A 13,056-nucleotide genomic window follows, 5' to 3' on the forward strand; every position below is an offset into this window, starting at 1 on the left:
CGTCAAGACTTTCACCGCGGGTATCACAGGGAGACCATGCGACTGCGAACCGCTCTCACGGAGCACGAACGTCGGCGCGACGAGCGCTACCCGGCGGAGCGTCCCACGACCGCCGGCGCGTTCACGGGCGACGACGGGCGGCTGGTCCACGTCGGGCCCGACGGCACCGTCCACGACTGTTCGTACTCCCTGTCGGGAGTCGGCGGAGCCGACCGGCTCCGCATGGGGATCACGGCTGGACGCGGCGTTCGCTGGTTCGACGAGCTCACCACGACTCGGCAGCACTACGACGACGACACGCCCCTCGTAGAGACCGAGTACGACGCAGGCCGGTACACGATCCACCAGTTCGACCTCGTCGTCAGCGATACACACCTCACGCACGTCGAACTCCGCGGCGCGCCGCCCGCGGGAGCGGAGATCGTCGCGGCCTGCGCGTTCGCTCCGGACATGGTCGAGGGTCGCGTCGGCAACCTCGTTCACGAGTCCGCCGGTCCCGACGACGGGAGCGTCGTCGAGGTGTACCACCGAACCGAACACGACTTTTTCACCGCCTCGACCGGACTCTCGGCGGCGCACGGTCAGCGTCTCCGCACGATCCCGGAGCTCCTCGGAGAGAACGGAGACGAGTTCCAGCACCGCGGCGAGATAGACCAGCGCGAGGACTCCCGACTCACCCCGGACGTGGTCATGCGCGCGCCGTTCGAACGCGACGGGCGCACCGAACGCGTCACCCTCGCCAGCCGCGCCGTGCTGGATCGGCGGGATGCCCGCGATACGGGCGAAGACGCGAAGGACGCGCTCTCGGACGGTCCGGACCGCCAGCGCCGGATCGACGAGACCGCGCGCATCGCGACCGCCTACCCCGAAGCCGCCGACCTCCGCGAGGCCGCCGCGGGACGCGGGCCGGCCGTCCCCGACGACGTGCCGCGGCGGGACGTCGTCGCGGGCGACCTCCGTGCTCTCGACCTCCTCACGGCCGAGTCCGGCGCGCGGATCGCCGCTCCGGAGTTCGACCCCTTCTACGCCACGTCCGGCGGCTACGGCTACACGTGGTTCCGCGACGAGGCGGAGGTGTCGATGGCTCTCCTCGACGCGAGCGAGGAGATCGGGCTGGACGCCGACGAGGAACTGCTCGCGGCGGCCGCCTTCTTCTGTCGGACACAGGACGCGGACGGCTCGTGGCCTCACCGGGTCTGGGCGGACTCGGGCAAGGTCGCTCCGGGCTGGGCGAACGCGAGGATCGAGGGTGCGAACGGGACGGCCGGTCCGAACGACCAGCTCGACCAGCCCGCCTCCGTCGTCGCGTTCCTCGCCCGACTCCGGCGGACGACCGACCTGCCCGAGGAGTGGTCCGACCGGATCGACGCCACCGTCGCCGACGCGGTCGCGTTCCTCCGAGAGACGACCGAGAGCGATGGGCTTCCGCGGCGCTGTCAGAACTGCTGGGAGAACGCGCTCGGGCGGTTCACTCACACCGGTGCGACGTACCTCCGCGCGTTCGCCGCGGTCGCCCGCGCACCGGTGGACGACGAGACACGCGTCGCCGCGGCCGCCGCGGCCGACGACGCGTTCGCCGGCCTCGACGACCGGTTCGACACCGACACCGATCGGTTCCCCCAGCGCGCGAGCGACGACGACCGGGACGGCCGCGCCGACGCGAGCACGTTCGCGCTCGCGTCGGCCGTAGCGGAGTACGCGGCCCTGCGCGACGAGCGCGCGGCGGTGGACGGCGCGGCCATCGACGGTTCCGAGGCGGCGGTCACATCCGTCGACTTCGAGCGGTTCCTCGACCGCGTGCGGACGCACGTCCGGAACACGATCGATGCGCTCCACCGCGAGACCGCGGACGTCGAAGGACTCGTCAGGTTCACCGGTGACGACTGGCGCACGGCCGAACAGGGCGCGGCGAAGGTGTGGTCGCTCGCGACCCTGTGGGGCGCGACGGCGGCGGCCGACCTCGGCGGACTCGTCGCCGACCGTGGCGGCGAGGCGGGACCGCTGTTCGCCGACGCCAGGGACCTGTACTCGCTTTGCGAGCCGGACGGTCCGTTCGTCAACGACGCGGGTCTGTTCGCCGAGCAGGCCTTCGACGACGGCGATCTCGACAGCGCGACCCCGCTCGCGTGGTCGCACGCGCTCCGGATCGACGCGACGGTGACGCTCGCCGCGCACGGCGCGCTCCCGGTTCCGCACGACCGACCGACGGGTCCGGACGAGGCACCTCACTGGACGACCGGTCGGAAGTTCGGCGTGGGGACACCGGCGGACCACGAGGCCGACCGACCCGTCCCGGTCTGGTTCACGCTGACCGAGGGGGCGCTGACGGAGGCGCGGTTCCCCCGGATCGACGTGATGAACGTGCGGACGTTCGACTTCCTCGTGGCCGACCCGGAGACGGGGTACACGATCCGCACCTTCGACGAGACGAGCCACGTGACGACGACTGAGACGGTCGAACGAACCACCGAGCCGACCGTCGACGACGCGCTCGCGTTCACCCAGACGATCCGCGAGACCGGAGACGGCCACGGCCATCAGTGGACGCTGACGGTCGAGTACGCGGTCGATACCAAGGGTAACGCGATACTCGCGGACGTCGAGTTCGAGGGCGGTCGCGAGTACGACGTGTACGCGCTCGTGGACACGACGATCACGAACGTCGGCACGAACGACCGGGGCGACCGCGTCGGCGACGACGGGGGGTACCACCTGCTCGCGCGCAACGACGACGCGGCCGAACGCGACCCGGGGAAGCTGGTCGACGACGACGGAGAGTCGTTCGAGGTCGCGCTGGCGCTCGCCAGCGAGGGGCGGTTCGAGTGGGCCAGCGCGCTCGCGGCCGGCGGCCACGAGGCCGACGCGCTGTTTGGCGAGGGGGACCGCGGTGAGGGGATCACAAAAGCGGTCGGAAACGTCGTGTTGGCCGGACTCGTCGGTAGCGGGACGGACGTCTCCGACACGGTCGCGCTCGGGTTCGCAGAACGGGCCGACACTGCCGCTGCGCTCGGCGAGGCGGAGGGGGCCATCTCCCGCGGCTTCGACGACGTCGCCGACGCGTACGTCGAGACGTGGCGCGAGTGGCTCGGCGACAGGGAGTTCCCCTCGTCGGTGACCGCTGCCGCGGACCTGGAGACGCAGTACCGGTTCGCGCTGATGACGCTGGCGGCCGTCGAGGACAAGCGGCACGACGGGGCCGGGATCGCGAGCCCGTCGGTTCCGTGGGGCGAGACCGAGTACGCCGCCGAGGACCGCGGCTACGGCTACAACTTCGTCTGGTCGCGCGACCTCTATCAGGTGTTCACGGCACTCGTCGAGGTCGGCGAGGTCAAGCGCGGCGCGAACGCGCTCGCGTACCTGTACAACACCCAGCAGGACGACGACGGGTTCCTCCCGCAGAACACCTACATCGACGGGCGCACCCGGTGGGGCGGCGAGCAGATGGACAACATCGCGTTTCCCTCGGTGATGGCGTGGCAGCTCCACGAACACGGCGTCACGCTCGCCGACGCCGACTACACCTACGAACAGGTCCGTCGCTCGCTCGGATACATCGCCGTCAACGGCCCCGAAACGGCGCAGGAACGCTGGGAGGAGGAAGCGGGATTCTCGCCGTCGAGCATCGCCGCCGAGATCGCCGGGCTCGTCTGTGGCGCCGCGCTGGCGCTCGCGGAGGCCGACCGGCGCGACGCGCACGGGCGAACCGCCGACGCGGGCGACCTCCTCGATCCCGACGCGCTTCGCGCCGACGCGCTCGCGTGGCTCGCGCTCGCGGACGACTGGACCGCTCGCGTCGAGGAGTGGTGTGCGACCGCGACGGGGACGGAGCGACACGCCGAGACCCCCTATTACGTCCGGATCACCGCCGACGGCGACCCCGAATCGGGGCGGCCGCGGACGATCGCCAACGACGGACCGACGTACGACGAGCGGGAGATCGTCGACGGCGGCTTCCTCGAACTCGTCCGGCTCGGCGTGAAGCCCGCCGACGACGAGACCGTCCGCAACTCCGTGTCGGTCGCCGACGACTCGATCCGCGTCGACACGCCGCACGGCCCCGCGTGGTACCGCTACGTCGGCGACGCGTACGGCGAGATTGCGGGCGATGATCCGGGTGCGCCGTGGGCCGGGACCGGCGACGGCCGCGGCCGCCTGTGGCCGATATTCACCGGCGAGCGCGGCGAGTACGAACTCCGTGCCCGCGGCGACGGCCCCGACGGGTTCGGTGGAACCGACGAGGACGCGCTCTCCCCCGACGCGCTCCTGGAGACGATGGCCGGATTCGGCAACTCCGGACGGATGTTACCCGAACAGGTGTGGGATCGCGAGCACCCGACCGACTACGGCTGGGAGTTCGGCGAGGGCACCGGGGGGGCGACCCCGCTGGCCTGGTCGATGGCGGGGTTCATCCGGCTCGCACACGGCGTCGAGGCCGGCGAACCGGTCGAGACCCCGTCGGTCGTTCGAGACCGCTACGTCGAGCGCGATCGTCCCGGGGGCCCTCCGCTCGACGCGACCGCGGAGTTCGTCGGCGACGACCTCGTGATCGCCGGAGAGACAACCGCCGACGCGGTCGCCGTGCACGCTCCGACAGGATCGACGCTCGCAACGCCCGAGGACGGTGAATTCGAGGTCCGACTCGACGCCGACATCGACGCACACAGGATCACCGTCGCCGCCGCCTCGACCGGAAGCGACGACGGCGTCGCCCTCGGAGACGCCGGATCGAGCGGCGATCACCCGCTCGGATGGCTTCGCGACGCCGGCACCGCGGTCACGCGGCTTCGGCTGTAGCCGGGGACGGTCCGCTCTGAGAACCGGACTCGTTCCGCTTTTCACCCGAGTGCGGTCACGTCCACGTCGTGACCGGTCTCATCTCCACCGTGACCGGCCTCAACCGAGTCTCGGCCGCCCTTTTCATCCACGTCGAGAGTCACCGAATCCGCTATCGCCTCGCGCACGCGCTCGCGCCACGCCTCGACCGCCTCGGCGTGCCGTCGTCGCCGCGTCTCCACGTCCGCGTCCGGGTGCTCCGCCGCCGTCTCGTCGACTTCGGGGTACGCCGGGATATCTTCGACGAGAGCGCGGGGATCGACGTGGACCGCCGCCGACCCGGTCTCCGACGCCTCCGGGTCGTCTCCAGATTCCGCCGCGCTCACGGCGTGCAGCCGCGCTCGCATCCGGCCCGAGAACGGCGTCGTCACCCGCAGGACGACCTCGGTGTCGGTCCGGATCGTCGCCTCTAGTGCGTTCGCCACGTCCTCGCGGTGGACGGCGATCGACCGGATCCGGGTTGGGTCCTCGGCGGCGTCGGTCATGCTCAGTCGTCGCCCCTCGACCACTCGGCGTCGGACAGCGTTCGTTGGACCGCCTCCTCGCCGACGGCCCCGGCGAGGTGTTCGAACCCCGCGCGGACCCCGCGGTCGCTCGCGTTCGCGACGAGCCGCGATACGATGAACTCCGGCGTCGATTTCCCGACGGTGCCGAACCGCGGCTGGTAGTCGACGCGCAAGTCGAGGTCGCCGGTGAGTCCCTCCGCGAAGATCCCGTCTATCCGGGCGGCGTCGGGCAGCGGGCTGAGGTCGTCCGCGAGGTGCGTCACGTACACGCCGAGCGCGCCGCGGTCGACGGTTAGCGTGACGAGGCCGTTCAGCAGGTCGGCGGCGCGCCCCGGCTCCGTGATCGCCTCGAATTCGTCGACGAGCATGAGCGTCCGCCCGTCCTCGACGAGCGGCGGGACCACGGACTTCAGCGTCGACTCCAGCACGCCGGCGTTGAACGAGGCGTGCCGCCGGTGGAAGACGATCCGGTCGAACGAGCCGACCTCGGCCGCGTCCGCGGGCACCGGGAGCCCCATCGACGCGAGCAGCGCCACCGCGCACAGCGTTTCGAGCAGGGTCGTCTTCCCGCCGGAGTTCGCCCCCGTGAGCACGCTGACCCGGTCGCCGCTCGGGGGAGCGTCTCCGCTCGCGAGGCCCGCGCCGTCCGCGAGCGAGTGGGTCCCGACTCCGTACGACACCGGCTGGACCTCGCCCGAGACGAAGGGACTGCGGGCGCTCCGCACTGCGATCCCGTCGTCGACGAGCGTCGGACGAACGAGATCCCGGTCGGCCGCGAACCGCCCGAGAGACAGGAGGAACGCGGCGTCCGCGACCGCCGCCGCGGCGCGGGAGACGTCGCTTTCGCTCTCTCGATTTTCACCGCTATTGCCGTCGTCATTCGCCGTCTCCGCACCGATCCGCGATCGAATGTCGGCGGCGACCGCCGCCTCGCGCTCGTCGACCGCCACCTCGAGCTCCGCTTCGAGGTCGCGGAGCGTGGCGGAGACGAAGTCGGCGGCGTCGAGCGCGTCGTCGGGCGCGGCCGCCCGCACCGTCGCGCGATCGACGCCGGTCTTCGCGGAGACGTGGTCGATCGTCGCCGACTGCAGGGCCTCGAAGTCCCGTAGCGAGCCGTCTCGGACCGACTCCAACACGTCGAACGCGGCGTTCGAGAGGTCGCGGGCCGCCTCGAGTCGATCGCGTCGTCGGTCCAGTTCGTCGTCCGCGCCGCGAGCCACGTCGATCTCGGCGTCGGGGCCGGGGTCGATCGCTCCCCGAACGTCCGCGAGCGCGTCGGCGGCGTCGCGGAGCGTCTCGCCGTCGAGCGCGCCGATCGCGGCGAAGGGACCAGACGCGATCCCCGCCTCCCGTAGGGCGATGGCCGTCTCGACCGCGGCCCGGTCTGACCCCTCGGCGTCGTCGTACGCGTCGAACGCCGCGACGACGCGCTCGCGGGCGCCGTCGTCGAGCGCGGTCCATGCGTCCCGTGCGGCGATCACGTCGTCGAGTCGGGACTCGACCGCGTCGCGGTCGGCGAGCGGGGTCAGCACGCGTATCCGGTCGGCTGCGTGTGCCGTCAGCGCCTCGCGGGCCGAAAGCGCGAGGAGGTCGTCGTACACGGAGCGCGTGTCGCTCGTCGCGAGCACGTCCATCCCGGCTTCGCCGTTCGCCCGGCGGAGGATCCGGGTCGCGCGGCCGCGGTGGAGTCCGGCGTCGACGAGCGCGCGCACGTCCGCCGACTCGATCGCGTCGATCGCTCGCTCGGTACCCAGGGAGTCGGCGAGCCGCTCGCTCGTCTTCGGTCCGATCCCCCAGTAATCCTCGAGTCGCATACGTCGAGGTGTCGCCCCGGCGTCTTGGCGCTTTCGTCGCCGTGAACGCTCGGTTTCGACGGCGTCGTCGCCGCGCTATCGAGAGACACCGGTGACGACGAGCGGAGCGACCGGTGACGTGGTGCTTCTGTGGCTCTCTTTCGTGTGCATACGTTCCAGTATTCCACGAGACCTCTCTGTCAGATTTCCCGTTGACGATCGGAGGCGAAGTGACTCTCCTGTCGAGCGAACAGACGCGACGGTCATCACGCATCTCGAAAGTGGAACCAACGAACGTTTCGACCGCACGACGATCCCGTTTGAGCCACTCATCGCCGAAACGTATTCATACGTTATCGATGGTTGCAGAGGGGTTCTCGAAATATTGTATTGTACACTACAGGCACAACTGTTATATCGCCTAACCGGATACTGATCGCCGTACAGAAATGTGCCATATACAAATTACTGTTCGCTGTCGTCGGAGGACAGACTAATGTCCGGTCTCGAAGTTCCGACGTGGGACCCGCAGACGGCCGTGCTCATCGGTGCGATCCTACTGGAAGCGGTCGTCCTGTACGTCGGGTACGCCGGCCTCGAACGGCTCGTCGGCCCCCGTCTCATCGAGTTCTTGGTCGGGGGTGACTCCGATGCCCGATAGCCTGCTCGGTGGCCTGCCGGGTGACCTGACCGGAGTACTCGGCGGTTCTCCGGAGACCCTGGCGCTTTTCGTCGGGTTCGGACTGGTCGTCGGTCTCCTCTTCGGATTCTTCGGGATGGGGGGCTCGTTTCTCGTGACTCCGGCGCTGTTGATGATGGGCCATCCGGCCTCCGTCGCGGTCGGGAGCGGGATGGCGTTCGTGTTCGGAACGGCCGCTATCGCGACGCTGAAACACCACGACCTCGGTCAGGTCGATTACAAGCTCGGCGCGATCATGATCGCCGGGACCACGGTCGGCATCGAAGTCGGGCGGGCAAGCGTGTTCCACCTCGAATCACTCGGTCTGGCCGGCGGTATCATCAGCGCGGTCTACGTCGTCTTGCTCGGCGGAATCGGACTTGTGATCACTCGTGACGCCCTATCGAGCGACGGTAGCGGCGGCATAGATCACGATGCGGGAGACGACGAGGAGCTGAGCGGGTACGAGATTCCAGAGATCGCGACGCGGATCCAAGAGACCGTCCGGATCCCGCCGATGGTCACGCTCCGCGGTGACGTCCGCGTCTCCGTATGGGTGATCACGGCCGTGGCCTTCTCGACCGGCGTCCTGTCGGGATTCCTCGGCGTTGGCGGCGGCTTCATCCGAATGCCGGCGATGATCTACGCGATCGGCGTCCCCACGCCCGTCGCCGTCGGCACCGATCTCTTCGAGATCGTCTTCTCGGGCGGAATCGGGAGCTACCTGTACGGCCAGAGCGGCGGCGTGGACCTCGGTATCGTCGCCCCGCTCCTGTTCGGGAGCGCGCTCGGAGCCCGTGTCGGCTCCGCCGCGACCGCCGTCGTCGACGGCGACGAGATCAAGGTGTACTTCGGCGGAATGCTGCTCGCCGGCTCCGTCGCGGTCGGCATCGGCGAAGTGGGTTCGTATCTCGGTAACGAACTGTTAGAGACGCTCGGACTCTTCCTCGTCGTCGGATCCGCGGTCGCCGTGGCCGGTGCGATCGTCTTCACCACGCTCCGAGCACTGCGGTCGACCGCCGGCCGCGTGGCCGCGACGACCGACTGATCCCCCGCTTCGATCGCTAGTTCTCGCCCGGCGTCCACTGCGCGTCGAGTTCGCGGTGCGTGTACGGCAGGGCGTCGTCGCCGCTGTAGCTCGCGACGAGGTGACCGTCGCCTTCGAGATAGTACTTGTACGTCGTCAGCCCCTCCAGTCCGACCGGACCGCGGGCGTGGACCTTCCCGGTCGAGATGCCGACCTCTGCGCCGAGGCCGTACCGGTAGCCGTCGGCGAACCGCGTCGAGGCGTTGTGGAAGACGCTCGCTGCGTCGATTCCGGTCATGAACGCCTCGGCGGCCGAGTCGTCCTCGGTGACGATCGACTCCGTGTGCTTCGACCCGTGCGCGTTGACGTGGTCGATCGCCTCGTACACGTCGTCGACGACGGCGATCGACAGTTCGAGGTCGCCGTACTCGGTGTCCCAGTCGTCGTCGTTCGCCGTCCCGACGTCGACGATCTCCCGAACTGCGGCGTCGCCGCGGAGTTCGACTCCCGCGTCCTCGTACCGCTTGACGAGGTCGGGGAGGAACTCGGCCGCGACCGATTCGTTCACGAGGAGCGTCTCGACCGCGTTACACACCGCCGGGTACTGGACCTTCGCGTCGAACGCGACGTCTTCGGCCATCTCCAGGTCGGCCGCCTCGTCCACGTAGACGTGGCAGATCCCCTCCGTGTGTCCGAGCACCGGGATCTGGGTAGTGTCTTGGATGTACGAGACGAACTCGGAGGAGCCCCGCGGCATCACGAGATCGATCTGGTCGTCGAGTTCGAGGAGCCGATCGACCTCCTCGTGGGCCTCGACCAGCCCGGCCCACCCGTCGGGAATATCGGATATCTCCGCGGTCGCCTCCTCGATAATCCGATGGAGGACGCGGTTCGACTCGCTCGCCTCGCTGCCGCCCTTGAGGATGACCGCGTTGCCGGACTTGAGCGCGAGCGCGGCGATCTGCACCAGCGCGTCCGGCCGCGACTCGAACACCGTGGCCACGACTCCGAGCGGGACCGACACCCGGTACAGATCGAGGCCCTCGTCGAGTTCGCGGGCCGCGATCGTCCGCCCGAGCGGATCCTCCTGCTCGGCGACGGACTCGACCATCTCCGCGATCGATTCGATCTTCGCCGCGTCGAGCTTCAGCCGGTCGACAAGCGCCTGCGTGTATTCGCCCTGCGCCAGCAGGTCCTCGGCGGCAGACACGTCGCGGGCGTTGGCGTCGAGGATCGCCGCCTCCTCCTCGCGGAGTGCGTCGGCGATCGATCGGAGTGCCTCGTTCCGCGTCGCCTCGTTCACGTTCGCGAGGCGCAGCGCGGCGCGCTGAGAGTCTCGAACCAGTTCGTCGGTGTCGCGCTCGACCGCTGTCGTGTCACTCATCGGTCTCACCAGTGGTTGGGACGAATAGCGTTCCGGCGGATTTACCGGCTGCGATCCGCGCCAACACGTTCGGCTCCGCCGATCCGGCGATGATCGCCGGACGGCCGCTCTCGGCGATGTCGCGTGCCCCCTCGACTTTCGTCTGGATACCGCCGAAGTCGGTGGTGGTGCTGTCGCCGATGATCGCCCGAACGTCGTCGTAGTTCGACCCCACGGCCTCGATCACCGACGCGTCGGGGTCGCGCTTCGGGTTCCCTGTGTACACGCCGGCCACGTCGGTCAGCGTGACGAGTAAGTCGACGTCGAGCGCGAGCGCGACCGACGCCGACAGCATGTCGTTGTCGCCGATCCGAAGCTCGTCGGTCGCCACCGCATCGTTCTCGTTGATCACGGGGACTACCCCCCACTCGAGCAGGGTCTCGACCGTGTTCCGGACGTTTCGCAGCCGCTCGGGGCTGTCGAGGTCCTTCCCGGTCACCAGAATCTGTGCGACCGACTGGTCGTAGCGGTCGAAGCTCTGCGTGTAGTGACGCATCAGGAGGCTCTGGCCGACCGTCGAGAGCGCCTGACTCTCCTCTATCTCGTCGGTGTCGCGATCGAGGTGCGTCTGTTCGAGGTGGCCGATTCCGGCCCCCACCGCGCCGGAGGAGACGAGGACGACCTCCTTCCCCTCTCGGCGCAGGTCCATCACGTCGGCGACCAGCTTGTCAAGTTTGACGCGGTCGAGCTTCGAGTCCTCGTCGGTCAGTGAGTTGGTCCCCGCCTTCACCACGACGCGCTCGGCCGCGGCGGCCGCTTCGCGAGCGCGCTCGACGTCGCCGGGGTCGACCGCCTCCACCGCGGCCGTTTCACTCGTCATCGAACGCCTCCGCCAGTTCCCGAGAGCGCTCCTCGGCCGCCGCCACGGCGTCTGCGACCGCCGCGTCGGCGTCGCTGTCCCAGAGCACCTCCATCCCCTCGATGGTCGTCCCGTTGGGCGAGCAGACCGCGTCGATCAGCTCGTCCACGCTCCGGTCATCGCGGAGGACCGTCTCCGCGGCCCCTTTGAACGTCTGCGCGGCGAGCGTCTCGGCCTGCTCCGGGTCGAGCCCCCCGTCGATCCCGCCCCGTTTCATCGCGTCGATGAGGTAGAACGCGAACGCGGGACCGCTCCCGTTGACCGCCGTTGCGACGTCCATCAGCGACTCGTCGATCTCGGCGAACTCGCCCACGTCGCTCAGCAGCGTCTTGACCTCGTCGGTGAGCCCGTCGGTCGTCGCCGCCGCGGCCATATCTCCGGTCTCGGCGGCGAGGTTGGGCATGATCCGCACCACGGTCGCAGCCGTCCGCTCGGCCACGAACTCACGGGGGAGCCCCGCGGCCAGCGTGACGAGCTGCTGGTCCGATGAGAGGTCGAGGTCGGCGAGCACCGGCTCGGCGACGTCGGGCTTCACCGCGAGGACGACGATGTCCGCGTCCGCCGTCCCGCTGTCGGTGTCGTCCGTCGTCTCGTCGGCCGCGTCCGCGACGCTCGCGCGCGCCTCCGGATCGAGGTCGATCGCCGTCAGGTGATACGTGTCGGTCCGGGCGAGTCCGCGCAGGAGGGCACTCCCCATGTTACCACAGCCGATAACGCTCACGCGTGTCATGTTGCCTGTAGAGAGCAGGTTCAGGCTCATACCAACTGCGGTTTCTCCGAACCCGTCGGAACCCGCCACGACTCGGTCGATACGCCTCGATCCGGTCGATGCGCCCCGATCCGACCGATACCTCTCGGTTCGGCCCCCACGCCACCGTGAGCGTGCGTCAGTCACAGCATACGCGTGCGCTTACGTGAGCCGTTCGTACAGCGAGCGATACCGCTCGGCGATCGCGTCGAGCGAGAACGCCTCGCTCCGGGTCGACGCGTTCGCGCCCAACCGCTCGCGGAGGTCCGGGTCCCGGAGCCGGCGAAGGGCGTCGGCGAACGCCGCTATCTCGTCGTCTGCGTCCATTCTTCCCCCAGTACCAGTCGCCGAGACCTTCAGACAGTCCTCGCCGTCTTCGAGCCAGTCGAACGTCTCAATGTCGCGGACGACGACGGCCTTCCCGGCGGTCATCGCCTCCAACAGCGCGATCCCCTCGTTCTCCTCGTGGGTGGGGAACAAGAACACGTCGCCCGCGGCGAACGCGCCTCGGACGTCGTCGATGTACCCCGTGAACGTGCAGTTCTCGGGCGACTCCTCGATGAGCCGCGTCGTCTCTCTACCCTTCAACGAGAGGTCGAGGGGGCCGAACCACGCGAAATCGGTCTCTGGCAGTTCGCGCGCGAGGTTGACGAACGTCTCCAACCCCTTCCGCTTGATCACGTGCCCCACCAGAAAGACGGTCGGCGGCTCCAGGTCGTACCGCTCGCGGTACTCCGCTTCCAGCGACTCGAACCCGTCGAGCTTCTCTCGATCGACTCCGTTCGAGATCACGGTCGTCGGCGCGTCGGTGTAGTCGGCGATCACGCCGCGGTTGTACTCGGAGGGGCAGACGAGCGCGTCGGCGAGGCCGTACGCGCGGCCGAGGTACGGTTTCAGCGGCACCGCGAGCGCGTTGGTAAACCGGAAGCTGTCGCCGAAGTCCTCCGCGGTGACGTGGGTGTGCGCGACCACGGGGACACCGCGGTCGCGCGCGCGCTTCGCGTACCAGACCGACCGGGGACCCATCAGGTTACAGTGGAGCACGTCCGCGTCGAGCGTCGGCTCCGTCGTATACTCGACGCCGACGCGGTCGAGCATCGTCCGCTGGTGGGCGACGGACTCCGCGATTCCGCCGGTGATACGGTCTTCGAACTCGAAGTAGTGGCTGACTCTCATCGGCGACGGCCG

The 13,056-nt window shown here is 69.4% G+C and carries 9 protein-coding genes; 3 read left to right on the plus strand and 6 right to left on the minus strand.

Features of this window, described 5'->3' with window-relative positions; genetic code table 11:
* Window positions 1-36 precede the first annotated feature (36 nt).
* Window positions 37-4,794 (plus strand): DUF7997 domain-containing protein, encoded by a 4,758-nt coding sequence (locus ACZ45C_RS07920; protein WP_460558229.1) that lies wholly within the window; start codon window positions 37-39, stop codon window positions 4,792-4,794.
* 41 nt (window positions 4,795-4,835) lie between these two features.
* Here ACZ45C_RS07920 and ACZ45C_RS07925 read toward each other — a convergent pair whose 3' ends face one another.
* Window positions 4,836-5,318, minus strand: a complete 483-nt coding sequence (locus tag ACZ45C_RS07925) for a DUF8009 family protein (RefSeq protein WP_460558231.1) — start codon at window positions 5,316-5,318, stop codon at window positions 4,836-4,838.
* Window positions 5,319-5,320: 2 nt separating this feature from the next.
* Window positions 5,321-7,153 (minus strand): MutS-related protein, encoded by a 1,833-nt coding sequence (locus ACZ45C_RS07930; protein WP_460558233.1) that lies wholly within the window; start codon window positions 7,151-7,153, stop codon window positions 5,321-5,323.
* A 475-nt stretch (window positions 7,154-7,628) separates the two neighbouring features.
* Between ACZ45C_RS07930 and ACZ45C_RS07935 the strand changes: the two genes are divergently transcribed.
* Both ACZ45C_RS07935 and ACZ45C_RS07940 read left to right on the plus strand, forming a co-directional pair.
* The gene (locus ACZ45C_RS07935; RefSeq protein ID WP_460558235.1) at window positions 7,629-7,793 is read left to right on the plus strand and encodes a DUF7512 family protein; all 165 of its coding nucleotides are present in this window, start codon (window positions 7,629-7,631) and stop codon (window positions 7,791-7,793) included.
* On the plus strand, window positions 7,783-8,859 hold the full coding sequence (locus tag ACZ45C_RS07940) for a sulfite exporter TauE/SafE family protein (RefSeq protein ID WP_460558237.1): 1,077 nt from the start codon (window positions 7,783-7,785) through the stop codon (window positions 8,857-8,859). Before ACZ45C_RS07935 ends, ACZ45C_RS07940 begins: the two co-directional genes overlap by 11 nt.
* A 16-nt stretch (window positions 8,860-8,875) precedes the next feature.
* On the opposite strand, the gene ACZ45C_RS07945 is transcribed toward ACZ45C_RS07940, so the two are convergent.
* The 4 genes from ACZ45C_RS07945 to ACZ45C_RS07960 all read right to left on the minus strand — a co-directional run bounded on the left by ACZ45C_RS07945 (window position 8,876) and on the right by ACZ45C_RS07960 (window position 13,044).
* Complete coding sequence (locus tag ACZ45C_RS07945) at window positions 8,876-10,222, minus strand: glutamate-5-semialdehyde dehydrogenase (RefSeq protein ID WP_460558239.1); 1,347 nt, start codon at window positions 10,220-10,222, stop codon at window positions 8,876-8,878.
* Window positions 10,215-11,081: a glutamate 5-kinase gene (gene proB / locus ACZ45C_RS07950; protein WP_460558241.1), complete on the minus strand. Its 867-nt coding sequence runs from the start codon at window positions 11,079-11,081 to the stop codon at window positions 10,215-10,217. The genes ACZ45C_RS07945 and proB overlap by 8 nt, the downstream gene beginning before the upstream one ends.
* Window positions 11,071-11,850, minus strand: coding sequence for a pyrroline-5-carboxylate reductase (proC, locus tag ACZ45C_RS07955; protein ID WP_460558837.1), 780 nt, complete (start codon window positions 11,848-11,850; stop codon window positions 11,071-11,073). The genes proB and proC overlap by 11 nt, the downstream gene beginning before the upstream one ends.
* Before the next feature lie 180 nt (window positions 11,851-12,030).
* Window positions 12,031-13,044: a glycosyltransferase family 4 protein gene (locus ACZ45C_RS07960; protein WP_460558243.1), complete on the minus strand. Its 1,014-nt coding sequence runs from the start codon at window positions 13,042-13,044 to the stop codon at window positions 12,031-12,033.
* Between the last annotated feature and the right edge of the window lie 12 nt (window positions 13,045-13,056).

It is taken from the genome of Halorubrum pallidum (assembly GCF_055380345.1).

Excerpts from the sequence above, each read along its gene's own strand:
- ACZ45C_RS07935 (WP_460558235.1), top strand. The coding sequence starts at position 7,629 with ATGTCCGGTCTCGAAGTTCCGACGTGGGACCCGCAGACGGCCGTGCTC.
- ACZ45C_RS07940 (WP_460558237.1), top strand. The coding sequence starts at position 7,783 with ATGCCCGATAGCCTGCTCGGTGGCCTGCCGGGTGACCTGACCGGAGTA.
- ACZ45C_RS07930 (WP_460558233.1), bottom strand. The coding sequence starts at position 7,153 with ATGCGACTCGAGGATTACTGGGGGATCGGACCGAAGACGAGCGAGCGG.
- proC (WP_460558837.1), bottom strand. The coding sequence starts at position 11,850 with ATGACACGCGTGAGCGTTATCGGCTGTGGTAACATGGGGAGTGCCCTC.
- ACZ45C_RS07925 (WP_460558231.1), bottom strand. The coding sequence starts at position 5,318 with ATGACCGACGCCGCCGAGGACCCAACCCGGATCCGGTCGATCGCCGTC.
- ACZ45C_RS07960 (WP_460558243.1), bottom strand. The coding sequence starts at position 13,044 with ATGAGAGTCAGCCACTACTTCGAGTTCGAAGACCGTATCACCGGCGGA.
- proB (WP_460558241.1), bottom strand. The coding sequence starts at position 11,081 with ATGACGAGTGAAACGGCCGCGGTGGAGGCGGTCGACCCCGGCGACGTC.
- ACZ45C_RS07920 (WP_460558229.1), top strand. The coding sequence starts at position 37 with ATGCGACTGCGAACCGCTCTCACGGAGCACGAACGTCGGCGCGACGAG.
- ACZ45C_RS07945 (WP_460558239.1), bottom strand. The coding sequence starts at position 10,222 with ATGAGTGACACGACAGCGGTCGAGCGCGACACCGACGAACTGGTTCGA.